Source organism: Corynebacterium haematomassiliense (genome assembly GCF_013978595.1).
Lineage (GTDB): Bacteria > Actinomycetota > Actinomycetes > Mycobacteriales > Mycobacteriaceae > Corynebacterium > Corynebacterium lehmanniae.
The window spans coordinates 127537-152232 of sequence record NZ_JACDTZ010000002.1 but is presented as its reverse complement, the minus strand read 5'-3'; the positions used below and the strand labels follow the sequence as shown (position 1 = coordinate 152232).

Below are 24696 nucleotides of genomic sequence, written 5' to 3'. Positions count from 1 at the left end.
GCACAAGAACGGCGCCGGGCCCAGACGAAACCGCCCGAGCCCGACGCCAGGAAAGCGCGGCAAACCCTACTCCACCGTCACGGACTTAGCCAGGTTGCGCGGCTGGTCCACGTTCAGGCCGCGGGCCTCCGCCACGGAGGAGGCGAAGATCTGCAGCGGGATGGTGGACAACAGCGGCTGCATCAGGCCGGCGGACTGCGGGATGCGGATGATGTGGTCGGCGTAGGCCTCCACGTCCGTGTCGCCGTCTTCCGCGATCACGATGGTCACCGCACCGCGGGCGCGGACCTCCTGGATGTTGGAGACGACCTTGGCGTGCAGGTTATTGCGGGAGCGCTTGGACGGCACGATGATGAACACCGGTTGGCCTTCCTCCACGAGCGCGATCGGGCCGTGCTTGAGCTCGCCGGCGGCGAAGCCCTCGGAGTGCAGGTAGGCCACCTCCTTGAGCTTCAGCGCGCCTTCGAGGGCGACTGGGAAGCCGACGTGGCGGCCTAGGAACAGCACGGACTTCGCGTCCGACATGTCCTGGCCCAGCTGCTTGACCTGGCCTTCGTTGTCCAGCACCTGCTGGATCTTGTCCGGCATTTCCTGCAGCTCGTCCACGATCTGGCGGATCTCGTCGGCGTACTTGTTGCCGCGCACCTGAGCCAGGTACAGGGCGAGCAGGTATGCGGCCACGATCTGGGAGATGAACGCCTTCGTCGACGCCACGGCGATCTCCGGACCGGCGTAGGTGTACAGCGACGCGTCTGCCTCGCGCGGGATGGAGGAACCGACGGTGTTGCAGATGGCGATCACCTTCGCGCCCTGCTCGCGGGCGTGGCGCACGGCCATGAGCGTGTCCATGGTTTCGCCAGACTGGGACACGGCGACCACGAGGGTGCGCTCGTTGACGATCGGGTCGCGGTAGCGGAACTCGTGGGCGAGCTCCACCTCCGTCGGGATGCGGCACCAGTGTTCGATGGCGTAGCGCGCCACCTGGCCCGCGTAGGAGGCGGTGCCGCAGGCCACGATGATGATTTTGTTGATGGAGCGCAGCACGGATTCGTCGATGCGCAGCTCGTCGAGGATGAGCTTGCCCTGTTCGTCGAAGCGTCCGTAGAGGGTGTCGCGGACGGCGGTGGGCTGGTCGTGGATCTCCTTTTCCATGAAGGAGTTGAAGCCGCCCTTTTCCGCGGCGGTGACGTCCCATTCAACGGTGAACGGCTTGGCTTCGGCGGGGTTGCCGTCGAAGTCGCAGACCTCGTAGCCCTCGGCGGTCAGGGTGACAATCTGGCCGTTGTCCATCTCCACGGCGTCGCGGGTGAATTCGATGAAGCCGGCGACGTCGGAGCTGAGGAAGTTTTCGTTCTCGCCGACGCCGATGACCAGCGGGGAGTTCCAGCGCGCTGCGACGATGCGGTCCGGGTGGTCTGCGTGGATCGCCAGCAGGGTGAAGGCGCCTTCGAGGCGCTGCGCGGTCAGCTGCATCGCGCGGGTGAGGTCGCCGTCTGCTTCCTTGTCGTAGATGTCCAGCAGCAGGGTGCCAGCGACCTCGGTGTCGGTCTCGGAGACGAAGCGGTAGCCCTTATCGACGAGCTCCGCCTTCAACGCCGAAAAGTTCTCGATGATGCCGTTGTGGACCACAGCCATGCGGCCGTCGCCGACGACGTGCGGGTGGGCGTTTGCATCGGTCGGTCCGCCGTGGGTTGCCCAGCGGGTGTGCCCGATGCCGAGCTTGGAAGCCGCAATTGGGTTGTCCGAGATTTCGGCTTCCAGGTCTGCAACTTTGCCGGCCTTCTTGCGGCACTCGATGACGCCGTTGTTGGCAACCGCGACACCGGCGGAGTCGTATCCGCGGTATTCGAGGCGGCGCAGTCCCTCGACAATGACATTTTTCGCGTCGCGCTCAGCGGTGCCGGCGCCTACGTATCCAACGATTCCACACATGGGGAAAAATTTTACTCCAGTTTAGTTGTCTGTAGAAAGTGGAAAACCCGCCACGGGCCACGAGTGTGGACAGCGGCGGGTTCGAGCAAAAGACACCTAGCGTTTAAGCCTTCTCCATGCCGATCTTCTGGCCGTCGGTGCGGAACACCTGAGCAACGGCCGGGCGCGGAACGGAGTTGCCACCGTCGGGCCAGTGGGACGCGGGCTTTTCAAAGGTGGCATCGTCCTCCTCGCCCGGGTGCTGGACGTTGACCAGGACCAGCTCGTCGGTGACGATCGGGCCGCAGGTCTCAGCGGCGTACGGCACGGTGAGGAAGCACAGCACCTGGCCGCGGTTCTCACCCTCGAGGCCGACGGCGTACAGGCCGTCGTTAGTGCCGAGCGCGTTGCCGTCGGTGGAGATCCACAGGTTGCCGTGGGAGTCGAACGCGACGTTGTCCGGGCAGGAAATCGGGGACACTTGCTCCTTGGGGAAGCCGCCGAAGTAGGTCGACGCGGCGTTCGGGTCGCCGCAGACGAGCAGCAGGTTCCACTTGAACTCGGTGCCTGCGTAGTCGTCCTCGATCTCCATGACCAGGCCGTTCTTGTTCTCGCGGATCGGCGCGTACTCGGTGACGTCTTCCTTGCTCTTCTTGGCGTTCTCGCCGGTGGCGCCGCGGTAGCTGTTGTTGGTCAGCGCGACGTAGAGCTTGCCGTTGACCGGGTTGACCTCGAAGTCCTCCGGGCGGTCCATCTTCGTGGCGCCGACCTCGTCTGCGGCGAGGCGGGGGTAGATGGCCACCTCTTCGCCGGTGAAGCCGTCCACGTGGGACTCGGCGGTGCCGTCGGCATGGGCGGTCAGCAGCGGGATCCACTTGCCGGTGCCGTCAAAGTCGCCGTCCTTGGGCAGGTCGCCGTCGCCGGTGATCTCGCCGGCCTCGGAGTTACCTTCGAGGTTGGCGACGTAGAGGGTGCCCTCGTCGAGGATTGCCATGTTGTGGGCGATGTCGCCCTCCTTGACCTTCTTGGAGGAGACGAACTTGTAGATGTACTCGAAGCGCGCGTCGTCGCCGGAGTAGCACACCACGGTGCCGTCCTCGGTGACGTGGACGTTGCCGGCCTCGTGCTTGAAACGGCCCAGGGCGGTGTGCTTGACCGGGACGGACTCCGGATCGTACGGGTTGATCTCAACCAGGTAGCCGAAGCGGTTAAACTCGTTCGGCTCCTTCGCCAGGTCGAAGCGGTCGTGCAGGCGCTCCCACTTGCGCTGCGACGCGTTCTCGGACACGCCGAAGCGCTTCACGTCCGCGGCCGGGCGCTCACCGGTGACGGCGGCGGCGTTGGCCCAGTACTGGTCGATGTTCTCCTCGCCAGAAAGGAAGGTGCCCCACGGGGTCACACCGCCGGAGCAGTTGTTGAAGGTGCCGAAGACCGTGGTGCCGGTCGGATCGGCGGAGGTCTTGAGCAGGTCGTGGCCGGCAGCCGGCCCGACGATCTTGAACTCGGTCTCGCCAGTGATGCGGCGGTTCAGCGGGCCGAACTCGCGCTTGAGCTCACCGGTCTTGGGGTCCTTGGACACCTCGAGGACGGTGTGGCCGTGGCTGGCAATGCCGATATTGATCTGCTCGTCCGTCGGGTTCTCCGGATCGTAGTTCGGCAGCATCTGCGGTTCAGTGGAGTACTCGTGGGAGCAGACGTAGAGCATGCGGTTCTTGTCGGTCGGGTGCTCCATCAGGCCGGCGAAGTCGTTGTTGAAGCCGAACTGGCGGGCTGCAGCTGCGGCGGTCTGGTTGTTCGGGTCGAACTCAGGCGCGTCCTCGTACACCGGGTCGCCCCAGGCGATCAGCACAGAGGTGTCGTAGCCCGCCGGGACGACAACCTCGTCCTTCTCGTTCGGCTGCACGCCGTCGAAACGCATGCCAGCAGCCGGCTTGATCTCAGCCTTCGCGACCTCGGTGCTGGTGGAGGTGGCCGTCGCGGATTCGGTGGTTTCCGCCACATCCTCGTCGACGCCGCAGGCGGCGAGCAGTGCGCCGCCGCCGAGGGTCACGGTGCCAGCACCGAATGCCTTCAGCACGCCGCGGCGGGACATCAGGTCGCCGAAGTACGGGTTGTCGGACTCGTTGGTGCAATCGCCAGCACACGCGTTGCCGCACTTGTTTAGACCACGTGTTTAGTAACGGTGTGGTGAGTTTCGGGTAACGCCCGGGTGAGTATCGAGTAACACCCGGGCGTTTAGGTTGGTAGCGGGGGTTATTGGGTCAGTCGCATGTTGGTGCCTTCGAGTGTGATGATTTCGGCGCCGGCGACGAGTCGGTTGAGTATTGACTCGGCGATGACGGCGTCGGGGATGGATTTGTACCACTCGTCGGGTGTGAACTGGGATGTCACGATGGTCGATCCGCGGGGTTCGCGTTCTGCGAGGATATTGAGCAGTTGGTGTGCGGTGGCGGCATCGATTGGGGTGGTGAGGAAGTCGTCGAGGACTAACACGTCTGTGTTGTGTAGGTCTTCGAGGAACGTGATGCGGGCTGGGTCGTCGTGTTTGAGCACGGCGAGGTGGTTGGCGAGTGTGTCGGTGCGGAAGAAGCGTGCGGAGTAGTCATTTCTGCACGCCGCGGTGAGTAGTGCTTGGGCGAGGTAGGTTTTGCCGACGGAGGATTTGCCCAGGATGACAATGTTTTGTGCGCTTTGGCACCATTGGCAGTGAGCGAGTCGGGTGATTTGCTCTTTGTTAATGGTGCGGCCGGGCGTGTAGGTGATGTCTTCGATACAAGCATCGGGATTTGGCGATCGGGATGCTTTGAGCAGTTTGTTGACTCGCCTCTCACGCTTGGCCGCTACCTCTTTATCGAGTGCGTAGAGCACTTTGTCGGAGAAGCTCCAGTCGTCGAATGCGGGATCGGCGGCGATGTCGATGACGCTTTGTCCGAAGGCGGTCATGCGTAGATCGGTAAAGATCGGCAGGACTGATTCGTCGAGGAAGCGGGCGGATGATGATGCTGGTTGCGGGTGGGGCATGGGTTATGCAGATCCTTTCTTGGTGAGGTTTTCGAGGCTGAACTGGGCAGCACCACCGAGGTAGGCGCCGCGGGTGTCACGCGCTGACGGGGCAGGCGCACCGTCAGCGGGTCTGCCGGTTAATTGATCGATTGGCAGGTCAGCACCTGTAGGTCGTGTGGAGGTGTCTTTGCGCACGGCGGCCATCATGTTTTTCACCGCGGTATACGACACAGCACGCCTGGCGCCGTCGGTGGACACCAACCGCCTGCAGGCATCTTCGAGGATTGGCTTGTTGGCGTGTTTGCCCATGTTGAGCACGTTGCGGCACGCTTGGTACGCCTGGGCAGGGATCGCTTTAGCTTCGATGAGCTCGGCAATCACCTGGCGTGTGGCCGGCCCGATCTTGGAGGCTTCGCGCAGGAAGTACTCACTTGTCCACAACCCACGGGTATCACCCAGGTTCGCCGGTATGTGGTCGGTGTCGGTGACATACACCCCGCGGGCACGCGCGAGTTGGTGTCTGGCCACACGCTGCCCGGCGTCGAAGACGGCGAGACTGTCACCGGTGATGCGCACATCCACGGTGCGGCCCACCAGCTGGTGCGGTACCGAGTAATGCGCGTTGTGCACTCTGATGTGGAAATTGGGTGCGACTTTGGCGCGTTTCCATTCGGTGCGCTGCCACGGTGTTGCAGGCAGCGCGGTGAGCACGTCGCGTTCGAACTGATCAAACAATGCGCGTCTGCTCGTCGCATTGCCGCGAAACGGCGTGGCAGCGTTGATCCCATCGACCAGGGCGGTGATTTTCGCGTTGAGCTCGTCTATCCCAACGCACTGGTGGCCATCGAGTGCGTGGATGACGTTTTGGGTGACGATCTTGACTGCGGCTTCGACGCTGGCCTTGTCTTTGGGTCGTTTCGCCCGAGCCGGCAATGCGGCGGTGTTGTAGTGCTCCAAAAACTCCTCGTAGGTGGAGTTGACCCGACGATTTTTGTCCGCGGCACTAATCGCGTTCGAGGCTGTCGAGGCGTTATCTGGCACGATGACCTCGGCAACCCCGCCGAAGTACTCAAACGCGCGGATATGAGCTGCAAGCCATGCGTCCTGGCGCTCATCCGCGCACGCGCAGGCGAACACCATGCCTGAATACGGCAGCGAGGCGACAAAGATACTGACCTTCGATCCTTGCCCGCCGGTGGGGTCACACAGCCGCATCTTTGTGCCTGCCCAGTCCACCTGCATCGTATGGCCTGGGGCATGGGTGATCCTGGCGGTCAGCCCAGCTGCATCAACGTGTTGGGCCACAAGCTGGCGAAACCGCTCGTAGCTGTAATACCGCTGGCCTGGGTCCGCAGGCTGTGCGGTGTAGCGGCCCCACAGTACCTGCAGGGTCACCTTGTTGCGCCCGGTGCGTGCCTTGGCGACAGCGTCGAAATCGATCGGGACGAAATCGCCCTGAGCATGGCTGCGCCCGTCGACGAACCAGTCCACCAGCTCATGATCCGCAACCCCACGAAGTTGCTCACGGGTTGTGATGTTGTGTTCCACCAGCGCATCGCGTGCTTTTTGCACCGTGGTGTGCGAGCACCGCAGACTCGAACAGATTTGGCGGACAGACCAGCCTTTGAGCACTTGATCCATTACCGCCCGGTAGTCAGTCACAATCAGACTCCTCTGGTAACGCCGCGTGCCCTGAAGTCACGCGGTCACCAGAATCCTCCCCCGGACTGTTACTGGATGCTCACCAATGCGTTACTCGATACTCACCACGGTGTTACTAGATACGACCGCGTAACAACACTTGTAGGTACAGGTCAAAGACGAGCGCTTGGACTGGAACAGCAGGTTAATACCCTTGATAGGCATGAGTTCTCCCAGGAAACGTATACAGAGTTTGGCCTGGAAGAAGTTACTCAACACGAGTAAATGAGCGCCGAAATCCGGGTGAACAGTTGTCAAACACACGAAAATACCCGCCCAACACGAGGTTGGACGGGTACGACGTCGAAAAGCTAGGTGCTCTTAGCGAGCCTTCTCGATGATGTCGACGAGACGGAAGTGCTTGTCCTTGGACAGCGGACGCGTCTCCTCGATGAGGACGAGGTCGCCGATGCCGGCGGTGTTCTCCTCGTCGTGTGCCTTCACGCGGGTGGTGGTACGCACGATCTTGCCGTACAGGGCGTGGGACTTGCGGTCCTCAACCTCGACGACGATCGTCTTGTCCATCTTGTCGGACACAACGTAGCCACGACGACGCTTCTGCACTGCCTTGACCTTGGTGTTCTCAGTCACGTTTGCCTCACTCATGGTTATGCCTCAGCTCCCGTGGACTCCGGGACAACGGACAGGCCGAGCTCGCGCTCGCGCAGCACCGTGTAGATGCGAGCGATGTCGCGCTTCACGGTGGAGATGCGGCGGTTGTTGGTGAGCTGGCCGGTCGCGAGCTGGAAGCGCAGGTTGAACAGCTCTTCCTTCGCCTCGGTCAGACGGGTGCGCAGCTCATCGTCGTTGAGCTCGCGGAACTCAGATGCGGGGGTACCGGTTGCCATTAGAACTGGTCCTCCTTCTTAATCACGCGGACCTTGCACGGCAGCTTCGCGCCAGCGCGGCGCAGAGCCTCGATTGCAGTCTCCTCGTTCGGGTAGGACATTTCGAAAAGAATGCGGCCAGGCTTGACGTTGGCCACCCACTTCTCCACCGGGCCCTTACCGGAACCCATACGCACGCCGAGCGGCTTCTGGGTCAACGGACGATCCGGGAAGATGTTGATCCACACCTTGCCACCACGCTTGACGTGGCGGTTGATGGCGATACGTGCGGACTCGATCTGGCGGTTGGTGATGTACGCCGGCTCGAGCGCCTGCAGGCCGTAGTCGCCGAAGGTGATCTTGTTGCCGCCCTTGGACACGCCCGTGCGGTGCGGACGGTGCTGACGGCGGTACTTCACGCGCTTAGGGATGAGCATGAATTAGCCCTCCTTCTTCTGCTCTGCACGCTGGCGACGCTGGCCGCCGCGGCGCGGGCGACGGTCGCCACGGCCACCGCGCTCGTTCTTCGGAGCGTTGAGCTCGGACTCGCGGACACCGCCCACGACGTCGCCCTTGTAGATCCACACCTTGACGCCGATGACGCCAAAGGTGGTGTGTGCTTCTGCCGTGCCGTAATCGATCTCTGCACGCAGGGTGTGCAGCGGAACGCGACCCTCGTGGTAGCGCTCGACACGGGACATTTCCGCGCCGCCGAGACGGCCGGACGTCATAACCTTGATGCCCTTGACCTGCGGGTTGCGCATCGCGGACTGGATGGCCTTACGCATGGCGCGACGGAACGCGACACGGTTTACCAGCTGCTCAGCGATGGACTGTGCAACCAGGGTTGCGTCGGCATCGATGTTCTTGACCTCGATGATGTTCAGCGCGACCATCTTGCCGGTGAGCTTCTCCAGCTCGCGACGGATGCGGTCTGCCTCAGCGCCGCGGCGGCCGATGACGATGCCCGGACGAGCGGTGTGGATGTCCACACGCACGCGGTCGCGGGTGCGCTCGATGACGATGTCGGAGATGCCGGCGCGCTCGAGGTTCTTCTCGAGGTACTCGCGGACCTTGATGTCCTCCGCAACGTAGTCAGCGTAGTTCTTGTCGGCGTACCAGTGGGACTTCCAGTCGGAAGTGATACCCAGGCGCAGGCCGTGCGGGTGAATCTTCTGGCCCATTACTTGGCCCCTTCCTTGGACTCGACAACAACGGTGATGTGGGAGGTGCGCTTCCGGATCTGGAAGGCGCGGCCCTGGGCGCGCGGCTGGTAGCGGCGCATGGTCGGGCCCTCGTTTGCGTAGCACTCGGAGATGACGAGCGTGCGCGGGTCCAGGCCGAAGTTGTTCTCAGCGTTGGCCGCTGCGGAGGCGACAACCTTCGCAACGTCCTTGGCAGCACCCTGCGGTGCGTACTTCAGGATCGCGAGGGCCTCGGCAACGTCCTTGCCGCGGACGAGTGCCAGCACGCGGCGGGCCTTCATCGGCGAGACGCGGACAAACTTGGCCGTCGCGGATGCAGTGGTGATGGTGTCAGCCATTGCTTATCGACGTCCCTTCTGTTCCTTGACGTGACCCTTGAAGGTCTTGGTCGGTGCAAACTCGCCGAGCTTGTGGCCGACCATGGACTCGTCGACGAACACCGGCACGTGCTTGCGGCCGTCGTGGACGGCGAAGGTGTGACCGATGAAATCGGGGAGAATGGTCGAACGGCGCGACCAGGTCTTGATGACCTGCTTGGTGCCAGCCTCGTTCTGAGCGTCCACCTTGTTGAGGAGGTGCTCGTCGACGAACGGGCCTTTCTTCAGGCTACGTGGCATGTCTGTTTACCTCCTCTTAGCGCTTCTTCGAGCGGCGGCGCCGCACGATCATGTTGTTGGAATAACGGTTCGGGTTGCGGGTGCGGCCTTCCTTCTGGCCCCACGGCGACACCGGGTGGCGGCCACCCGAGGTCTTGCCCTCGCCACCACCGTGCGGGTGGTCGACCGGGTTCATGACCACACCACGCACGGTCGGGCGCCAGCCCTTCCAGCGCATGCGGCCGGCCTTGCCCCAGCGGATGTTGATCTGGTCGGCGTTGCCGACCTCACCGATGGTGGCGCGGCAGCGGATGTCCACGCGACGGATCTCGGAAGACGGCATACGCAGGACTGCGTAGTTGCCTTCCTTACCCAGCAGCTGGATGGACGCACCGGCGGAGCGGGCGAGCTTGGCACCAGCACCCGGCTTGAGCTCCACAGCGTGGATGGTCGTACCGGTCGGGATGTTGCGCAGCGGCAGGTTGTTGCCGACCTTGATGTCGGCGTTCGGACCAGCCTCGACGACGGTGCCCTGGGTCAGGCCCTTCGGCGCGATGATGTAGCGCTTCTCGCCGTCGTAGTAGTGCAGCAGCGCAATGTTTGCGGTGCGGTTCGGGTCGTACTCGATGTGAGCGACCTTTGCCAGCACGCCGTCCTTGTCGGAGCGGCGGAAGTCGATCACGCGGTAACGGCGCTTGTGGCCGCCGCCGCGGTGACGGGTGGTGATGTGGCCGTGAGAGTTACGGCCACCCTTCTTCGGGAGCGGGCGCAGCAGCGACTTTTCCGGGGTCGAGCGAGTGATCTCCTCGAACGCGGAAACGGAGCTGGCACGGCGACCCGGAGTTGTCGGCTTGTACTTGCGAATAGCCATAATGGTTCCTTTTCTATCGTCCTCTTCGCTGTGCGATAGCCGTTAGGCCGTCGCACCTCCGAAGATGTCGATGGAGTCGCTGCCCTCGCGGAGCGTGACGTAGGCGCGCTTGGTGTCCTTGCGCTGGCCGTAGCCGGTGCGGGAGCGCTTGCGCTTGCCCTCGCGGTTAGCGGTGTTCACCGATGCGACGTCGACGCCGAAGATCTGCTCCACGGCAATCTTGATCTGGGTCTTGTTGGCCGACGGAGCGACGAAGAACGTGTAGGTGTTCTGCTCCATCAGGCCGTAGCTCTTCTCGGAGAGCACGGGCGCGATGATGATGTCGCGCGGGTTCGCGATCTTAGCCATTTACTTCTCCTCCTCCGCAGCGGCGGTAGCGAGCTCCTTGCCGCGGTTGACGAAGGTGTGCAGCGCCTCGACCGAGAACACGACATCGTCAGCGTTGAGTACGTCGTATGCGTTCAGCTGGGTCGGCTCAATGATGTGGACGCCCGGCAGATTCCTTGCGGAAAGGCGGGAGTTCACGTCATCACGGCCGATCACCAGCAGAACCGACTTGCGGTCCGTGAGGCGCTCGATGAAAGCGCGGGCGGACTTGGTCGACGGGGTCTGGCCCGGAACCAGGTCCTCCACGATGTGGATGCGCTCGTTCTGTGCGCGGTTGGTCAAAGCGCCTGCGAGGGCAGCCTTGATCATCTTCTTCGGGGTGCGCTGCGCGTAGGAACGCGGCTGCGGACCGTGCACGGTGCCACCGCCGGTGAAGTGCGGCGCACGGGTGGAACCCTGGCGTGCGCGGCCGGTGCCCTTCTGGCGGAACGGCTTCTTGCCGCCGCCGGAAACCATGCCGCGGGTCTTCGTCGCGTGGGTGCCCTGGCGAGCTGCAGCAAGCTGTGCGTTCACAACCTGGTGCATCAGCGCCACGGAAGCCTCGCGGTCGAAGAACTCGGCCGGGAGATCGACAGAGCCCTTGGTGGCTCCGTCAGCGGTGTGGACGTCAAGCGTCAGGTTCGTCATGCGTGAGCACCGCCCTTCACTGCGGTCTTGACGGTGACAACGGAACCCTTTGCGCCCGGGATGGCGCCCTTGATCAGGATGAGGTTGTTGTCGCCGTCGATGCGTTGGATCTTCAGGTTCTGGGTGGTAACGCGGTTACCGCCCATGCGGCCTGCCATGCGCGTGCCCTTGAACACGCGGCCCGGGGTTGCGCAGGCGCCGATGGAGCCCACGCGGCGGTGCGCAGCCTGGTTACCGTGTGCGGCACCCTGGCCGGCGAAGCCGTGGCGCTTCATGGCGCCGGCGTAGCCGTGGCCCTTGGTGGTGCCGGCGACGTCCACGTAGGTGTCGCCCTCGAAGATGGTTGCGTTGAATTCCTGGCCGAGCTCGTAGCCCGAGGTGTCCTCCATGCGGATCTCGGCGACGAAACGGCGCGGGTTCACGCCGGCCTTCTTGAAGTGGCCGGCCTGTGGCTTCTTTGCCTTACGGGGATCGATGTCGCCGTAGGCGATCTGGATGGCGGAGTAGCCATCGGTCTCAGGGGTACGGATCTGGGTGACCACGCACGGCCCAGCTTCGACGACGGTAACCGGGATAACACGGTTGTCCTCGTCGAAGATCTGGGTCATGCCGAGCTTCTTGCCCAGAATGCCCTTGATCTGGTTCTCAGACATGTTGTTAGTTCTCCACTACTTACGTTGGGGATTGCTCTACTGGATGTTCACGTCGACGCTTGCCGGCAGGTCGATGCGCATGAGCGCGTCCACCGTCTTGGGCGTCGGGTCGAGAATGTCGATGAGGCGCTTGTGAGTGCGCATCTCGAAGTGCTCGCGAGAATCCTTGTACTTGTGGGGAGAACGAATAACGGCGTACACGTTCTTCTGGGTGGGCAACGGCACCGGGCCCACGACGCGGGCACCCGTGCGGGTGACCGTCTCGACGATCTTCTTCGCGGATGCGTCGATCGCCTCGTGGTCGTAAGCCTTGAGCCTGATGCGGATCTTCTGTCCCGCCACGCTTACCTCTTCCTCGCATCCCCACGTTCGTCCTTATTCTCTCCCGCTCATTTCGAACGGAGTGAGAAACGGGCGAAGCGGTGGGGTTTGTAGCTTCTAGTTTCTCTATAACGTTGTCCGGGCTGGGCCCTTGGCTCAACGCCAGTGTCGTTTCTGACTGCCATGACACGTCCGGAAGGTGACCGAGCAAATTCATGCTGTTTCAGTGCTTCCGCCAAGGCGTGCCCGTCTATAAGCACATGCCTGGGTGTCAGACTCGGAAGGGCGCGTGACCCTTGCGTACTGCCGCTGTGAATTTGCCATGGCCCTTCTCCGGTTTCTTCCGGTTGGAAGGTGTCATGTTTGCCTGGCCACCGGCCGGTTTCACCCGGCCCATGTCAAGGCAACCTGGGTATTAAAACACAAGGTTGCAGGAAGCACAAGCCCCGCTTCACGACGAACCTCCGGCGAGCCCACAAATATTGCAACTTGGTATCACCTTCTCCTCACCCCAGCCCGAGCGATTAGATCTGTGTACCCTTTATTTCCAGACCGTGCGCCTCACATCCGGAGGTCACGGATGCACAGTATTTACAGATTGAAAGGACCGTCATGGCCGACAAGAACGTTAACGAGACCTCTGCAAACACCGCAAAGACCACCGGCGCTAACACCCCGGCGTCCTCCTCCACCGCAGTGGAGCCGGAGCAGGTCCGCCCGCGCAACGAGAACCTGGAGACCGAGCACGGCTCCACCGTCATCGACGACAACGTTGTGGGCAAGATCGCAGGCATCGCTGCCCGTGAGGTCTCCGGCGTCAACAACCTGGGCGGCGGCGCTGCCCGCATGTGGGGCGCTGTGCGCGAGTCCCTGACCTCCTCCACCAACGTCCAGCAGGGCGTCAACGTGGCGGTCGAGGACGGCCACGCTTCCGTCGCCGTCGCCATCATCGCCGAGTACGGCGTGGCCATCCACGAGCTGGCTAACGCTATCCGCGAGAACGTCACCGTCGCCATCACCCGCATGACCGGCCTGATCGTGGACCGCGTGGACGTCACCGTGCACGACGTGCACCTGCCGGAGCAGGAGGGCGCCGAGCAGCTCGAGGACACCAACGCGAACTACCAGGCTGTCAACCAGCCGATCAACCAGTAAGCCATGGCGTACACCCCCGTTAGCCGCGAGGTTGCGGAGGGCGTCCGCGATGCCGCCGTCGCTGTCGACGGGGTCGCCGCATTGCACGGCGGCCGCGTCGGCGAGATTGCGACCTACCTGCCCAACACCCGCATTGAAGGCCTGAAGGCCATCTCGCGGGACGGCCGAACCGGATTTGAAGTCCACTTCGTCTTCGACGTCGCATCCGGCCGCAAGGTGCAGGACGTGGCCGAGGATGTCCGGGCGGCTGTTCTCGGCGCATCCGATGCGGAGTTCGTGGACGTTGTCGCAGGCGACGCGCAGTAGCGCTGCCCGCCCCAACCTCATAACCCGAAACGTGGTTTTATTATGAATCTTTTTGCTAACAAGGCGCTGACCGGCATCCTCATCGGTGTTGTAATCGCCTTCTTTGTCACCTTCGGCGGTTGGCCGGGCCTGCTCTGGCTGCTGCTGTTCACCATCATCGGCGGGGTTGTCGGGGCCCAGCTCGACGGCCGTCTGGACCTGTCCGCGGCCCTGAGTAACGGCACCGGCAGAGGCCGAAGCTAATGGATAATTCCTTCTACCACGTCAGTGAGCGCACCATCGAGCGCGTCGCTGAGGTGGCAGCTGCGGCGGTGCCGGGATGCCGGACCATCGACGCAAAGCTGGCCGGGCTCGCGGGACGCAGCTTCCCGCGCATCCACGCCCGGCTGGACCAGGCGACGGGCACAGTGGCGGTGGACACCGAGATTGCCACCTCCTACCCCGCCCCGGTAGCTGCCATCACCGACGCTGTGCGCGCAACCATCATCGCGCACATCCGCACGTTGGTGGGCCTGGACGTCTCGCGCGTGAAGGTCACAGTGGCCAATGTGGAAACCCTCCCCGACACCGGCCGCGTGACCTGGGACCAGGTGGCGGAGCACGAAGCCTTCGTGATCCCGACCCCCATCGAGGTCTCCCCGACCCGCGTGGAGCACCCCGTGACCAAGCCACTCGAGCAGCTCATGCCGATCGAGGCGCGCTCGCTCGTCGAAGACATGCGGGATGTGGTCGTCCCCGCCCCAATCGAGGTGGAGCACCCGGACCAGCCGGAGCCGGTGCGCACGTTTACTCCGGAGACCCCGGAGCCAGTGCGCACGTTCTCCCCCGAGGTGCCGGAGCCGCAGCGCCTCGTTGCCATCCACACCTCTCCGACGGAGGCGCGGGTCCCGTTCCCGCCGGAACCGGTGCAGCCGTGGTCGCCGCAGGCGAACGAGCTTGTCGCCCGCCATCCGCAGCTGCCCCCACTGCAGGCGCTCAAGCCTGTGGACGTCCAGCGTTTCGCCCAGCCCCGCGAGGTGCCGCTGCCGCGCCGCGCTCCGCTGAAGGAGATCACGGTCAACCGCCCGCCGCTCAAGCCCATCGTGGTGGAGCCGGTGGCGCGCGCCCCGATTTCCTCCGCACCTGGGCCGCAGCCGGTAGTGGTGCCCACGGCGCCCGCGCCGAAGCCGCTTAAGCAGATCACGATTGAACCGGTGGTGAAGTACTATGACCGCTCCCGCTAACACTGCACCCCCAGCTCAAGCAGTGGGCCCGCACCCGGGCGACGAGCCGCTGGGCAACCCGGCCTCGCGCTGGTTCGCGGTGCTGATTAGCCTGCTGCTGCTCGCGCTGGCTGGCGTCGCGGCGCGCGACCTGTGGTACCACTTCTACGGCGACGAGGCCCCGTCGGACTCCTGGCTGGGCCGCACCTGGGACTTCCTCGGTTCCTTTGAGGCCGATGTGACGGCAGTTGTCGTGGGCATCATTCTGGTGCTGCTCGGCCTGATCCTGTTGTTCTTCACGTTCAAGCCGCGCCCGCACGGCTACGTGCGGGTGAACTCCCCCGCCTCCATTTGGACCCGCCCGGTGGACATCGCCCGCAAGGCCACGTTCACCACCCGCGGGGACCTCGGCGGTGAACAGGTGAGCACGAAGGCGAACCGCAAGAATGTGAAGGTGCAAGTAGTCGACGACGGATCCGGCGCCGCCATGCAGGAGCGCATCACCCAATCCTTGAACGGTGAGTTCCATGCCCTGCAAACCCCGCCGGCTGTGTCGGTGAAGTTGCTGCCCAGCCCTGCTACGCAGCAATCGACTGCCCAGCGTTCAGGCGCGCCTCAGACCACTACGGAGTCCGCGCCCGCCACCACGACGACCCCGGAGGTGACGCGATGACGAAGACACTCAGCTTCTTCAACCGACTAGTGCTCTTCCTGCTCAGTTTGCTGTTGATCGCCGCTGGCCTTTTCCCGGTCGCCGAGTACTGGCAGATCCCCTACCTCGTCGACGCGGCCGACTACCTCGACCGCACCCGCCTGATCGACCTGGCTTACCAGGACCACTACGTCACCGCGCTGATCATCGGCGCTGTCGTGGCGGCAATCCTGGGCCTGTGGATCCTGCTGGCGAACATCCGGTCCCGCGCGTTTTCGAACCGTGGCATCCTGCCTGCGGATCCGGAGCACGGCGAGACTGTCATCAACGTCCAGCGGGTTGCCGAGGCAGCGTGCTCCTCCCTGGAGGACGCCAACGAGATCCGCCGCGCGTCCAGCAAGGTGGCGATGGTGGGCCAGCGTCCGACCGCGACGTTCACCGTCTTTGCCAACCCGGAGTACCCGCTCGATGATGCCGTGCGCATCATCGAGGCCGCGGATCAGGACTTCCGCATGGCTAATCACACCATGGACATTGACTCGGTGTGGAAGCTCCAGCTGGATCGGATTACCGCCTAGCGTTCCAACTCCAGCACGAGCTGCACCAGCCCCAGCGAGACCGGCATCCCGCCGCCCGCTGGGGCTATTTCCATCTCCGCACCAGGTTCGCAGCGCAGAATCTCGCTCCAGGCGATACGTTTGGTGTCCACTGCCCGCCCGTCTACCCGCCAGAGGCGGATGCGCTGCCCCACCACGGCTCGCGCGCCGTCGCTGAATTGGACCAGCCAGCGCCTACTGCCCACCGCCGATTGCGCGATGCTTATCGACGCCTCCGCTTCCCCCGCAATCCGCTCCACCAACGACACTATCCCCAGGCGGTGCTCCACGCCTTCCTCGTCGGAGACGACTAACGGAAGACCGGGGCCGGTCTTGCGCATCCCGCCCATCCGCCACACAGATGGCATACGTTCGGGATCGGTGCCGCTGCGCACCACCACGTAGCCGCCCGTGATGGTCACCAGGTGCGGCGGGTTGAGGGTGGTGATGGTGTGGGGGCCGGCGGTGGCGTCGATAAGCGAAGGATGCTCGCGCTCCATCGCCGCAAAGAGCTCCATGGTCTCGTCGTCGGTTGTGCCCCACCCTAGGCCGCGGTTTTGCAGCACGCCGATGAGCTGGGCGAAGTTCAGGTCCGGCTGGCCCTCCCAGGCACGCTGCAGCGCCTGGGTCAGGCGTGGGATTCGGGTGGGGTCGTGCACGCATGAGAGCCTAGCGCATGCGAAAAGCCGCCTTCCCCGGCGGGGAAGACGGCTTCTACGTCAGCTGGTTACACCAGGTCTGGAATTAGTCCAGGATCTTGGTGACGCGGCCAGCACCGACGGTGCGGGAGCCCTCGCGGATAGCGAAGCGCAGGCCCTCGTCCATAGCGACCGACTGGATCAGCTCGACGGACATCTCGACGTTGTCGCCCGGCATGACCATCTCGGTGCCCTCCGGCAGCTTCACAACGCCGGTGACGTCGGTGGTGCGGAAGTAGAACTGCGGACGGTAGTTGTCGAAGAACGGGGTGTGGCGGCCGCCCTCGTCCTTGGACAGGACGTAGACGGAACCCTCGAACTTGGAGTGCGGGGTGTAAGCGCCCGGGTGGATGACAACCTGGCCACGCTCGACGTCCTCGCGCTTCAGGCCACGGAGCAGCAGAGCTGCGTTGTCGCCAGCCTCAGCGGTGTCAAGAAGCTTGTTGAACATCTCGATGGAGGTGACGGTGGTCTTCTGGGACTTCTCGCGGATACCGATGATCTCGACCTCGTCGTTGAGGTTGAGCACGCCACGCTCCACACGACCGGTAACCACGGTGCCGCGGCCGGAAATGGTGAAGATGTCCTCGATCGGCATCAGGAACGGCTTGTCGGTCTCGCGCTCCGGATCCGGGATGGAGTCGTCGCAAGCCTGCATGAGGTCGATGACGGACTGAACCCACTTCTCGTCGCCCTCGAGAGCCTTCAGAGCGGAGATGTGGACGATCGGAGCATCTTCGTCGTACTCCTGCTCGGCCAGCAGCTCGCGGACCTCCATCTCGACGAGCTCGATGATTTCCTCATCGTCGACCATGTCGCACTTGTTCAGAGCGACGAGGATGTACGGAACGCCGACCTGGCGAGCGAGCAGCACGTGCTCGCGGGTCTGCGGCATCGGGCCGTCGGTAGCAGCAACCACGAGGATTGCGCCGTCCATCTGAGCAGCGCCGGTAATCATGTTCTTGATGTAGTCGGCGTGGCCCGGGGCGTCCACGTGAGCGTAGTGGCGCTTCGGGGTGTTGTACTCCACGTGGGAGATGTTGATGGTGATGCCGCGCTCGCGCTCCTCCGGAGCCTTATCGATTGCGTCGAAGGCGAAGGCCTTGTTCTCCTCCGGGTAAGCATCTGCCAGCACCTTGGTGATAGCGGCGGTGGTGGTGGTCTTGCCGTGGTCGACGTGACCGATGGTGCCGATGTTCACGTGCGGCTTAGTGCGCTCGAACTTTTCCTTTGCCACTGTTGTCCTCCTGGACTTCATGGTGACTACGACCTTCGCAGCCACGTGGTTTACATACGCCCCGGCCCGCGCCCAGCGCAGGGCACGGATACGGGAGCCATTTCACAATGTGCCAGTTACAAGATCCTAGGTTTCCAGCGGCCGTTTTTCAAACCGGCCTCGCCGTTTCCCCCGGATCGACCTAGAGGGTAACGGCCGGCTCAGACACCGTCCTGTTCCTGGGCGGTACCTCAGCGCGGCCGCTGCCCTCTCGCCCCGCCTCCGCGGAATCCGCGCCGCACCGCTGGCACGCGGTGCGGACCCGTGAGGAGGGGCGGGCGGCAACTACTTGTTGCCGTTGCGCTCGTCGATGATCTCCTGAGCGACGGACTGCGGAACCTCAGCGTAGGAGTCGAACACCATGGTGAAGTTCGCGCGGCCAGCGGTGGAGGAACGCAGGTCGCCGATGTAGCCGAACATCTCGGACAGCGGCACCTTTGCCTTGACAACCTTCGCACCGGAGCGGTCCTCCATTGCGAAGACCTGGCCACGGCGGGAGCTGATGTCACCGTTGACGGTGCCCATGTACTCCTCCGGGGTCACAACCTCGACGGCCATGACCGGCTCGAGCAGGACCGGCTTCGCCTTCGCGACAGCTTCCTTCAGCACCTGGGAACCAGCGAGCTTGAACGCCATCTCCGAGGAGTCGACGTCGTGGTACGCGCCGTCCTCGAGGGTGGCCTTGATGTTCACCAGCGGGAAGCCGGCGAGGAAGCCGTACTGCATCGCGTCCTGGATACCAGCGTCCACGGACGGGATGTACTCCTTCGGCACGCGGCCGCCGGTGACGGCGTTCTCGAACTTGTAGGAAGCGGACTCGCCCTCTTCCAGCTCTTCCGGATCCGGGCTGTACGGCTCGATGGTGACGATGACCTTCGCGAACTGGCCGGAACCACCCGTCTGCTTCTTGTGGGTGTAGTCCAGGGACTCGACCTTCTTGCGGATGGTCTCGCGGTACGCAACCTGCGGGGAACCGATGTTCGCCTCGACCTTGAACTCGCGCTTCATGCGGTCCACCATCACGTCGAGGTGCAGCTCGCCCATGCCGCCGATGACGGTCTGGCCGGTCTCCTCGTCCAGCTGGACGGTGAAGGTCGGGTCCTCCTCGGCAAGCTTCTGAATAGCGGTGCCCAGCTTCTCCTGGTCAGCCTTGGTCTTCGGCTCAATAGCCACCTGGATCACCGGATCCGGGTAGTCCATGGACTCGAGGATGATCGGGTGGTCCGGGTTGCACAGGGTGTCGCCCGTGGTGGCTTCCTTCAGACCGATGAACGCGTAGATGTTGCCGGCGTCGGCGTGCTCGACCGGGTTCTCCTTGTTCGCGTGCATCTGGAAGAGCTTGCCCACGCGCTCCTTCTTGGACTTCGTGGAGTTGAGCATCTGCTCGCCCGGGATTGCCTGGCCGGAGTAGACGCGCACGTAGGTGAGCTTGCCGAAGAACGGGTGGACGGCGATCTTGAACGCCAGAGCGGAGAACGGCTCCTCGACAGACGGCTTGCGGGTCAGGTCCTCTTCACCGTCGACGGAGGTGCCGTGGACGTCGCCGATGTCGATCGGGCTCGGCAGGTATGCGACAACAGCGTCGAGAATCGGCTCGATGCCCTTGTTGCGGTATGCGGTACCGCAGAACACCGGGTAGACCTCGGAAGCAATGGTCAACTTGCGGATGGCCGCCTGGATCTCTTCCTTCGTCAGCTCCTCGCCGCCGAAGTACTTCTCCATGAGCTCCTCGTCGGACTCAGCGACGGTCTCGAGCAGCTTCTCGCGGTACTCCTCAGCCTTCTCCTTGAGATCCTCCGGGATCTCCTGGATCTGCGGCGGGGTGCCGGTCTCGACCTTGCCCGGCCACATGAGGGCCTTCATGTCGATGAGGTCGACAACGCCGTCGAAGTCGTCCTCAGCGCCGATCGGAAGCTGCATGACCAACGGCTTCGCGCCGAGGCGGTCGACGATGGTACCGACGGTGTAGTAGAAGTCAGCGCCCAGCTTGTCCATCTTGTTGACGAAGCAGATGCGCGGGACGTCGTACTTGGCAGCCTGACGCCACACCTGCTCGGACTGGGGCTCCACGCCCTCCTTGCCGTCGAACACGGCAACAGCGCCGTCGAGCACGCGCAGGGAGCGCTCCACCTCAATGGTGAAGTCCACGTGACCCGGGGTGTCGATGATGTTGATCTGGTTGTTGTTCCAGAAGCAGGTCACAGCAGCGGACGTAATGGTGATACCGCGCTCCTTCTCCTGCTCCATCCAGTCAGTGGTGGCGCCGCCATCGTGGGTCTCGCCAACCTTGCGGTTGATGCCCGTGTAGAAGAGGATGCGCTCGGTCGTGGTGGTCTTACCGGCGTCAATGTGGGCCATGATGCCGATGTTGCGGACCTTGTTCAGGTCCTTAAGCACTTCTTGTGCCACGTTAAATACCCCAACTTTGAAGTCGTCGACGCCTGTCGGCGCCTATGTCGGTCAGTTGTCCTTTGTCAATTCTGCCACTACATCGCGGAAGTGGCAGCGTGAGGTCCGACTCAGCTGGAAAAACCCGGAAACGCACCAGCTCGCTTCCCTAGGAAGCGGGTATGCAGTTTCCGGGTTTCCATGCTTCGCCTTGCTCCAGCGACTACCAGCGGTAGTGGGCGAAGGCGCGGTTGGCCTCGGCCATCTTGTGGGTGTCCTCGCGGCGCTTCACGGAGGCGCCGAGACCGTTGGAAGCATCCAGGATCTCGTTGGCGAGGCGCTCCATCATGGAGTTCTCGCGGCGCTGACGGGTGAAGGTGACCAGCCAACGCAGTGCGAGGGTGGTGGAGCGGGCCGGCTTGACGTCGACCGGGACCTGGTAGGTCGCGCCACCGACACGGCGGGAGCGAACCTCGAGGTCCGGACGGATGTTGCCGATGGCCTTTTCCAGGGTGCCCACCGGGTCGGTGCCGGTCTTCTCACGGCACTGCTCGAGCGCGCCGTAAACGATGCGCTCTGCGGTGGACTTCTTGCCGTCCTGCAGGATCTTGTTCACCAGCATGGTGACCAGCTCGGAGTTGTAAACCGGATCCTTGACTACGGGACGCTTCGGTGCTTGCTGCTTACGCATTGTTTACTGTCCCTTCTTCGCGCCGTAACGGGAGCGAGCCTGCTTGCGGTCCTTCACACCCTGGGTATCCAGAGCGCCGCGGACGATCTTGTAGCGCACACCCGGCAGGTCCTTCACACGACCGCCGCGCACGAGCACCATGGAGTGCTCCTGCAGGTTGTGGCCCTCGCCCGGGATGTATGCGGAAACCTCGATGCCGGAGGTCAGGCGCACACGGGCGACCTTACGCAGAGCAGAGTTCGGCTTCTTCGGAGTGGTGGTGTACACGCGGGTGCACACGCCGCGGCGCTGCGGGGAACCCTTCAGCGCAGCGGTCGCCACCTTGGTGGACTTATCGTGGCGGCCCTTGCGGACCAGCTGCTGAATAGTAGGCATTCACGCTCTTTCTGTTAGCGCGTCCCGCCCACACCCGGCCATACATGCAAAAATGGGGGCTCTTCTTCGGGGCCCTGCCGATTGCATGAACTACCGTGTGAACGAGTCGCATGGAGTTCGAGTACTTCGCGCCGCAAGATACGGGCGAAACCTCGCTAAAGGTACACCGAAGGAACGTCGCAAAGCAAACTGCGTGTCCGCGGTCGCCCGGTTACACTGCTGCCATGGCTCCTTGGACGGGTGTCTCCCAGTCGCTGCGCGACGTTGCTGTTGAGTCCGCGGTGATTCCGGCACGCGCGGCGGGTCTGCTGTTTCGCCACCTGTCGCAGCTGGTCACAGTGGTATGCCTCGGCCTTGCCGGGCGCCAGGCCGTGATTTGGCTGGCGGTGTGGCTCTCCACATTCAGCAGCCTCGCCGCCAGCCTTGTCATGCCGCTGGCGCCGCTGATGGTGATGTTGTCCATCATCTTCTCGCTGTGGCTTTTGCGCCCCTCGCTGCCGTTTCTCGCGGCGACGTTTCCGGACCGCAAGGACGGTTCTTCCCGGGTGCGCCTGCTTTCTGCCGGGGGCATGCTGATCAGTTTCCTCACGGTGTACTCCACCCACGGCCTGCTCAAAGAGGACCTCGCCGCGTTCCGCCGCGCCACCACCTACGACGAGCACTTCAACCGAGGCTTTGAAGCGGACTTCAGGCGCGCATTTATCGACGACACCGCCGCCCTGATCGGCCTAATCGCCGGCACCATAGTGCTGCGCAAAGTCATCGGCTACTTCGCCCTGGCGGAGAAGGGCCTCGGATTCACCTACCTCGCCGCTTACCTGGAAGTGCTGTGGATGACCACAGTGTCGGTGTTCTTGACCAACCGGCTCAGCGCCGTGCAGGACTGGGCGCTTTCCCGCCGCAGCCTGGCCCCGGCCCACCAACGCTATGAAGAGCTGAAAACCGACGTCGCTGAGCACACCGGCGTGCTTGGCGACGCGTGGGGCTGGCTCGCCGACCAACTACCGGCGCTGAACCAACTAGTGACCGTTCCGATTGCGTGGCTGACGCTCGGCGCCGTGGTCTTCGGCACCACGCTCGCCGCCAAGAAGGCGGAAGATGCGAAGGTCGAGGAGGCGCCGGAGGGGGCGTCGGTAAGCATCCGCAAACGCATGCAGGCCGCCGCCCACAACGAGGCCAAGCATGCGGTCGACGAGGCGCTGCAGCCCGTGGTCGGGCCCATCAAGGCGACGCTCAAAGGGCTGCGCACCCTTGCGCGGGCGGGGCTGGTGCCCATGACCATCTTCTGCATCGTGTTCATGCTGGCCACCAGCGTCGAGCTTGGCGTGGTCGAGCTTGGGCGCACCCTCATCGGCCCGGTGGACAGCAAGATGGCCGCGGAACAGGTCCTCAACTACCTGCTGGTGGTCGCGCGGGCGGTGTACCTGCTGGTGGTGGTGTGCCTAATCGCCTCAGGCCTGGACTTCTTCCTGCGGCACAGCTACTCGCCGAAAGAAGGGGAATCCACGTAGACCTTCGGCTCCGGCAGCACCACCGTGGCGTAGTGGGGAAAGTCCCACCCGATATGCAGCTTGACCGGTTGCACGCCGTCCGGCAGCGCCAGCGGGGTGACCTTGCGCCACTCGTCCGGGCGCGGATCACCCGGCTCGAGGTGCTGTCCGGTGGAACCGATCTCGTCCACCCGGACCACGGGGCCGGCCTCCCCCGGCGGGGTGCAGGCGTGCAGGGCGCTGAAGTCGTCGATGGGCGTGCCGAACAGCCCGTCCTTGCGCAGATACTCCTTGCCGTCCGAGCCGGTCACCCACATGCGGCAGTTCTCCAGCACCGACTCCGCCGGCGCGTGCCACTGCGTCAACACCGCCCAGATGGTGAATCCCTCCGGGGAGTGCAGGCCGATCTGGCTTTCGTCCTCCACTGCCTGGAAGCCGAGCACCTCGACGTCCGCTTGGTGCCGTGCGCCGTCGAAATCCGCGACCGGCAGGTCGAAGCTGCCCGCAGCGCCCGCGGCGATCACCTGCTCCTGCGACCACGTCCACGGCCTGACCAGGCTGAAGTACGGCTGGGACGACGCCGCGAGCATCAGACCGGCAGCCACGGGCGCGCTTGCCCACCAGAGCTTCCTCACAACCACACCGCCTCACGGGTCACCCGGGATTGCCGCTGCGTCTCCGGCAGCTGCACCACCACGCGCGGGCCCATCCGGTTGCCCACGTAGAAATACAGCGTGGCGGCTTCGACCTCATCCTCCGGCATCTCAAACACCAGCGTGCAGGGGCTGCGCAGCCCCGGGTAGGTCAGCTCGCACGCGTTGCCCGGGGTGTTCTCCGGCGCGTAGAGGTTCCCGCCGGCCGCCTCAATCTCCGCGCCAAGCAACACCTCCTGGTCCTGGGTGAACTGGTAGTCCACCACCACCCACCTGGCGTTGGAGGCAGTGCCGTTGAAGGTCTCCGCCACGGTGACCTGCACGTCCTCCACGTCGCCGATGATCGGGGCCGAGTTGGCGTAGTCGAAGCTTGCGGCGGCGCGGTCGGCGGCGTTGGGCAGCACGTCGCGAAGCTGCATGCCCAGCACAAGCAACGCGAGTGCCGCGGCGGTGGTCCACACCCTGCGGAAATTCATCGCAGCTCCACCTCCGCCACGCGCTCTTTGGCAAACCAGGTTTTGTCGCCGTCCAGGAAGGACTTGCGGTACTCCATCGACCACACCACCAGCGTGTCGCCGGCGTCTTCGCCGCTGAACACGAGGGCGATGTCCTGCGGCACGCCGGGGTTTAGCAGCTGGTTGTCCGGCAGCGGGACGCTCTCGAAGTCCTCGTCGCTGGTGAGGCGCGCGTCGATCTTTTGGAACTTCGGCTGCTCCTCCGACGCTGAATCCTCCAGATCAAACGCCTGGTGCCACTGCACCGCGTAGATGGGCCGCTCAGCGGTGTTGGTCAGCCGCATGTGCACCACCCGCGCGCCGTCGAGGACGTAGGTGCGTTGCACCTGGACGGTCAACGGCGAAACGTCCAGCTCCTGCGGCTCCGCCGTCTCGGTGGCGGTGACGACTTGCTCGGGCGCCGCCTCCTCGAACCCGCCGGCCAGCCCTGTCACGCCGGCGAGCGCAAGCAAGCCCGCGACGGTCGCGTTCGTCCTCGTCCCGATGTCCGCCGCGACCGACTTCGCCAACCCCCGCACGGGCTGGTGCTTCGCCGACTTTTCGCTCACACGTGGAATCTAAGCAGAATGCGGCAATATTCGCGTGCCTTTCGCCTGC

30 protein-coding genes are annotated in these 24696 nt (G+C 63.9%); 7 read left to right on the top strand and 23 right to left on the bottom strand.

The annotated features are described in order from the left end of the window. Positions 1-66 precede the first annotated feature (66 nt). The 15 genes from glmS to rpsJ all read right to left on the bottom strand — a co-directional run bounded on the left by glmS (position 67) and on the right by rpsJ (position 12123). On the bottom strand, positions 67-1932 hold the full coding sequence (glmS, locus tag H0193_RS10070) for a glutamine--fructose-6-phosphate transaminase (isomerizing) (RefSeq protein ID WP_181889800.1): 1866 nt from the start codon (positions 1930-1932) through the stop codon (positions 67-69). A 103-nt stretch (positions 1933-2035) separates the two neighbouring features. Further along, complete coding sequence (locus H0193_RS10065; RefSeq protein WP_181889799.1) at positions 2036-4003, bottom strand: PhoX family protein; 1968 nt, start codon at positions 4001-4003, stop codon at positions 2036-2038. A 161-nt stretch (positions 4004-4164) separates the two neighbouring features. Then, the gene (locus tag H0193_RS10060) at positions 4165-4932 is read right to left on the bottom strand and encodes an ATP-binding protein (protein ID WP_070771239.1); all 768 of its coding nucleotides are present in this window, start codon (positions 4930-4932) and stop codon (positions 4165-4167) included. A 3-nt stretch (positions 4933-4935) separates the two neighbouring features. Next, entirely contained in the window at positions 4936-6576 is a 1641-nt protein-coding gene (gene istA, locus H0193_RS10055) for an IS21 family transposase (RefSeq protein ID WP_181889798.1), read from the bottom strand. Positions 6577-6936: 360 nt separating this feature from the next. Then, on the bottom strand, positions 6937-7221 hold the full coding sequence (gene rpsQ, locus H0193_RS10050; RefSeq protein WP_181889797.1) for a 30S ribosomal protein S17: 285 nt from the start codon (positions 7219-7221) through the stop codon (positions 6937-6939). 2 nt (positions 7222-7223) lie between these two features. Next, positions 7224-7463 carry a 50S ribosomal protein L29 gene (rpmC, locus tag H0193_RS10045; RefSeq protein WP_085956803.1) on the bottom strand — a complete coding sequence of 80 codons (240 nt, stop codon included), beginning with the start codon at positions 7461-7463 and terminating at the stop codon, positions 7224-7226. Next, complete coding sequence (gene rplP / locus H0193_RS10040; RefSeq protein WP_181889796.1) at positions 7463-7879, bottom strand: 50S ribosomal protein L16; 417 nt, start codon at positions 7877-7879, stop codon at positions 7463-7465. Before rplP ends, rpmC begins: the two co-directional genes overlap by 1 nt. A 3-nt stretch (positions 7880-7882) precedes the next feature. Beyond that, entirely contained in the window at positions 7883-8626 is a 744-nt protein-coding gene (rpsC, locus tag H0193_RS10035; protein ID WP_181889795.1) for a 30S ribosomal protein S3, read from the bottom strand. Next, a complete protein-coding gene (gene rplV / locus H0193_RS10030; RefSeq protein ID WP_070475001.1) occupies positions 8626-8985 on the bottom strand; it encodes a 50S ribosomal protein L22 in 360 nt (119 codons plus the stop codon). The genes rpsC and rplV overlap by 1 nt, the downstream gene beginning before the upstream one ends. A gap of 3 nt (positions 8986-8988) precedes the next feature. Next, the gene (rpsS, locus tag H0193_RS10025) at positions 8989-9264 is read right to left on the bottom strand and encodes a 30S ribosomal protein S19 (protein ID WP_018017481.1); all 276 of its coding nucleotides are present in this window, start codon (positions 9262-9264) and stop codon (positions 8989-8991) included. A 16-nt stretch (positions 9265-9280) separates the two neighbouring features. Further along, on the bottom strand, positions 9281-10114 hold the full coding sequence (rplB, locus tag H0193_RS10020; protein WP_181889794.1) for a 50S ribosomal protein L2: 834 nt from the start codon (positions 10112-10114) through the stop codon (positions 9281-9283). 42 nt (positions 10115-10156) lie between these two features. Further along, a complete protein-coding gene (gene rplW, locus H0193_RS10015; RefSeq protein WP_070475003.1) occupies positions 10157-10462 on the bottom strand; it encodes a 50S ribosomal protein L23 in 306 nt (101 codons plus the stop codon). Next, positions 10463-11128 carry a 50S ribosomal protein L4 gene (gene rplD, locus H0193_RS10010; RefSeq protein ID WP_181889793.1) on the bottom strand — a complete coding sequence of 222 codons (666 nt, stop codon included), beginning with the start codon at positions 11126-11128 and terminating at the stop codon, positions 10463-10465. After that, positions 11125-11781 (bottom strand): 50S ribosomal protein L3, encoded by a 657-nt coding sequence (gene rplC / locus H0193_RS10005; protein WP_181889792.1) that lies wholly within the window; start codon positions 11779-11781, stop codon positions 11125-11127. The genes rplD and rplC overlap by 4 nt, the downstream gene beginning before the upstream one ends. 36 nt (positions 11782-11817) lie before the next feature. Further along, on the bottom strand, positions 11818-12123 hold the full coding sequence (gene rpsJ, locus H0193_RS10000) for a 30S ribosomal protein S10 (RefSeq protein ID WP_034997227.1): 306 nt from the start codon (positions 12121-12123) through the stop codon (positions 11818-11820). Positions 12124-12714: 591 nt separating this feature from the next. Between rpsJ and H0193_RS09995 the strand changes: the two genes are divergently transcribed. From H0193_RS09995 to H0193_RS09970, 6 genes are read left to right on the top strand one after another with little or no spacing between them, the layout of a single operon-like run. After that, positions 12715-13257, top strand: coding sequence for an Asp23/Gls24 family envelope stress response protein (locus tag H0193_RS09995; RefSeq protein ID WP_181889791.1), 543 nt, complete (start codon positions 12715-12717; stop codon positions 13255-13257). Between the two features lie 3 nt (positions 13258-13260). Beyond that, the gene (locus H0193_RS09990) at positions 13261-13563 is read left to right on the top strand and encodes a hypothetical protein (protein ID WP_181889790.1); all 303 of its coding nucleotides are present in this window, start codon (positions 13261-13263) and stop codon (positions 13561-13563) included. A gap of 42 nt (positions 13564-13605) precedes the next feature. Beyond that, on the top strand, positions 13606-13806 hold the full coding sequence (locus H0193_RS09985; RefSeq protein WP_181889789.1) for a hypothetical protein: 201 nt from the start codon (positions 13606-13608) through the stop codon (positions 13804-13806). Continuing rightward, positions 13806-14786 (top strand): Asp23/Gls24 family envelope stress response protein, encoded by a 981-nt coding sequence (locus H0193_RS09980; protein WP_181889788.1) that lies wholly within the window; start codon positions 13806-13808, stop codon positions 14784-14786. The genes H0193_RS09985 and H0193_RS09980 overlap by 1 nt, the downstream gene beginning before the upstream one ends. Beyond that, complete coding sequence (locus H0193_RS09975; protein ID WP_181889787.1) at positions 14770-15438, top strand: hypothetical protein; 669 nt, start codon at positions 14770-14772, stop codon at positions 15436-15438. Before H0193_RS09980 ends, H0193_RS09975 begins: the two co-directional genes overlap by 17 nt. Continuing rightward, entirely contained in the window at positions 15435-15995 is a 561-nt protein-coding gene (locus H0193_RS09970) for a hypothetical protein (RefSeq protein ID WP_181889786.1), read from the top strand. The genes H0193_RS09975 and H0193_RS09970 overlap by 4 nt, the downstream gene beginning before the upstream one ends. On the opposite strand, the gene H0193_RS09965 is transcribed toward H0193_RS09970, so the two are convergent. The 5 genes from H0193_RS09965 to rpsL all read right to left on the bottom strand — a co-directional run bounded on the left by H0193_RS09965 (position 15992) and on the right by rpsL (position 21441). Then, complete coding sequence (locus H0193_RS09965; RefSeq protein ID WP_181889785.1) at positions 15992-16672, bottom strand: hypothetical protein; 681 nt, start codon at positions 16670-16672, stop codon at positions 15992-15994. The genes H0193_RS09970 and H0193_RS09965 overlap by 4 nt on opposite strands. Positions 16673-16757: 85 nt before the next feature. After that, positions 16758-17948 (bottom strand): elongation factor Tu, encoded by a 1191-nt coding sequence (tuf, locus tag H0193_RS09960; protein ID WP_181889784.1) that lies wholly within the window; start codon positions 17946-17948, stop codon positions 16758-16760. A 324-nt stretch (positions 17949-18272) separates the two neighbouring features. Beyond that, positions 18273-20396: an elongation factor G gene (gene fusA, locus H0193_RS09955; RefSeq protein ID WP_181889783.1), complete on the bottom strand. Its 2124-nt coding sequence runs from the start codon at positions 20394-20396 to the stop codon at positions 18273-18275. A gap of 202 nt (positions 20397-20598) precedes the next feature. After that, entirely contained in the window at positions 20599-21066 is a 468-nt protein-coding gene (rpsG, locus tag H0193_RS09950; protein ID WP_085956818.1) for a 30S ribosomal protein S7, read from the bottom strand. Between the two features lie 3 nt (positions 21067-21069). Then, a complete protein-coding gene (gene rpsL, locus H0193_RS09945) occupies positions 21070-21441 on the bottom strand; it encodes a 30S ribosomal protein S12 (protein ID WP_034997208.1) in 372 nt (123 codons plus the stop codon). A gap of 224 nt (positions 21442-21665) precedes the next feature. Here rpsL and H0193_RS09940 point away from each other — a divergent pair, with 224 nt between their 5' ends. Beyond that, positions 21666-22952 carry a hypothetical protein gene (locus tag H0193_RS09940; protein ID WP_181889782.1) on the top strand — a complete coding sequence of 429 codons (1287 nt, stop codon included), beginning with the start codon at positions 21666-21668 and terminating at the stop codon, positions 22950-22952. On the opposite strand, the gene H0193_RS09935 is transcribed toward H0193_RS09940, so the two are convergent. Genes H0193_RS09935 through H0193_RS09925 form a run of 3 tightly spaced genes read right to left on the bottom strand, consistent with a single transcriptional unit; the run spans position 22922 to position 24647 of the window. After that, the gene (locus H0193_RS09935) at positions 22922-23566 is read right to left on the bottom strand and encodes a hypothetical protein (RefSeq protein ID WP_181889781.1); all 645 of its coding nucleotides are present in this window, start codon (positions 23564-23566) and stop codon (positions 22922-22924) included. The two genes, H0193_RS09940 and H0193_RS09935, sit on opposite strands and share 31 nt — an antisense overlap. Further along, entirely contained in the window at positions 23563-24060 is a 498-nt protein-coding gene (locus tag H0193_RS09930) for a hypothetical protein (protein WP_181889780.1), read from the bottom strand. The genes H0193_RS09935 and H0193_RS09930 overlap by 4 nt, the downstream gene beginning before the upstream one ends. Next, complete coding sequence (locus H0193_RS09925) at positions 24057-24647, bottom strand: hypothetical protein (RefSeq protein WP_181889779.1); 591 nt, start codon at positions 24645-24647, stop codon at positions 24057-24059. The genes H0193_RS09930 and H0193_RS09925 overlap by 4 nt, the downstream gene beginning before the upstream one ends. Between the last annotated feature and the right edge of the window lie 49 nt (positions 24648-24696).

Coding starts and splice junctions, on each gene's coding strand:
- glmS (WP_181889800.1), bottom strand. CDS start 1,932: ATGTGTGGAATCGTTGGATACGTAGGCGCCGGCACCGCTGAGCGCGAC.
- H0193_RS10065 (WP_181889799.1), bottom strand. CDS start 4,003: ATGTCCCGCCGCGGCGTGCTGAAGGCATTCGGTGCTGGCACCGTGACC.
- H0193_RS10060 (WP_070771239.1), bottom strand. CDS start 4,932: ATGCCCCACCCGCAACCAGCATCATCATCCGCCCGCTTCCTCGACGAA.
- rpsQ (WP_181889797.1), bottom strand. CDS start 7,221: ATGAGTGAGGCAAACGTGACTGAGAACACCAAGGTCAAGGCAGTGCAG.
- rpmC (WP_085956803.1), bottom strand. CDS start 7,463: ATGGCAACCGGTACCCCCGCATCTGAGTTCCGCGAGCTCAACGACGAT.
- rplP (WP_181889796.1), bottom strand. CDS start 7,879: ATGCTCATCCCTAAGCGCGTGAAGTACCGCCGTCAGCACCGTCCGCAC.
- rpsC (WP_181889795.1), bottom strand. CDS start 8,626: ATGGGCCAGAAGATTCACCCGCACGGCCTGCGCCTGGGTATCACTTCC.
- rplV (WP_070475001.1), bottom strand. CDS start 8,985: ATGGCTGACACCATCACCACTGCATCCGCGACGGCCAAGTTTGTCCGC.
- rpsS (WP_018017481.1), bottom strand. CDS start 9,264: ATGCCACGTAGCCTGAAGAAAGGCCCGTTCGTCGACGAGCACCTCCTC.
- rplB (WP_181889794.1), bottom strand. CDS start 10,114: ATGGCTATTCGCAAGTACAAGCCGACAACTCCGGGTCGCCGTGCCAGC.
- rplW (WP_070475003.1), bottom strand. CDS start 10,462: ATGGCTAAGATCGCGAACCCGCGCGACATCATCATCGCGCCCGTGCTC.
- rplD (WP_181889793.1), bottom strand. CDS start 11,128: ATGACGAACCTGACGCTTGACGTCCACACCGCTGACGGAGCCACCAAG.
- rplC (WP_181889792.1), bottom strand. CDS start 11,781: ATGTCTGAGAACCAGATCAAGGGCATTCTGGGCAAGAAGCTCGGCATG.
- H0193_RS09995 (WP_181889791.1), top strand. CDS start 12,715: ATGGCCGACAAGAACGTTAACGAGACCTCTGCAAACACCGCAAAGACC.
- H0193_RS09990 (WP_181889790.1), top strand. CDS start 13,261: ATGGCGTACACCCCCGTTAGCCGCGAGGTTGCGGAGGGCGTCCGCGAT.
- H0193_RS09985 (WP_181889789.1), top strand. CDS start 13,606: ATGAATCTTTTTGCTAACAAGGCGCTGACCGGCATCCTCATCGGTGTT.
- H0193_RS09980 (WP_181889788.1), top strand. CDS start 13,806: ATGGATAATTCCTTCTACCACGTCAGTGAGCGCACCATCGAGCGCGTC.
- H0193_RS09975 (WP_181889787.1), top strand. CDS start 14,770: ATGACCGCTCCCGCTAACACTGCACCCCCAGCTCAAGCAGTGGGCCCG.
- H0193_RS09970 (WP_181889786.1), top strand. CDS start 15,435: ATGACGAAGACACTCAGCTTCTTCAACCGACTAGTGCTCTTCCTGCTC.
- rpsG (WP_085956818.1), bottom strand. CDS start 21,066: ATGCGTAAGCAGCAAGCACCGAAGCGTCCCGTAGTCAAGGATCCGGTT.
- rpsL (WP_034997208.1), bottom strand. CDS start 21,441: ATGCCTACTATTCAGCAGCTGGTCCGCAAGGGCCGCCACGATAAGTCC.
- H0193_RS09940 (WP_181889782.1), top strand. CDS start 21,666: ATGGCTCCTTGGACGGGTGTCTCCCAGTCGCTGCGCGACGTTGCTGTT.
- H0193_RS09930 (WP_181889780.1), bottom strand. CDS start 24,060: ATGAATTTCCGCAGGGTGTGGACCACCGCCGCGGCACTCGCGTTGCTT.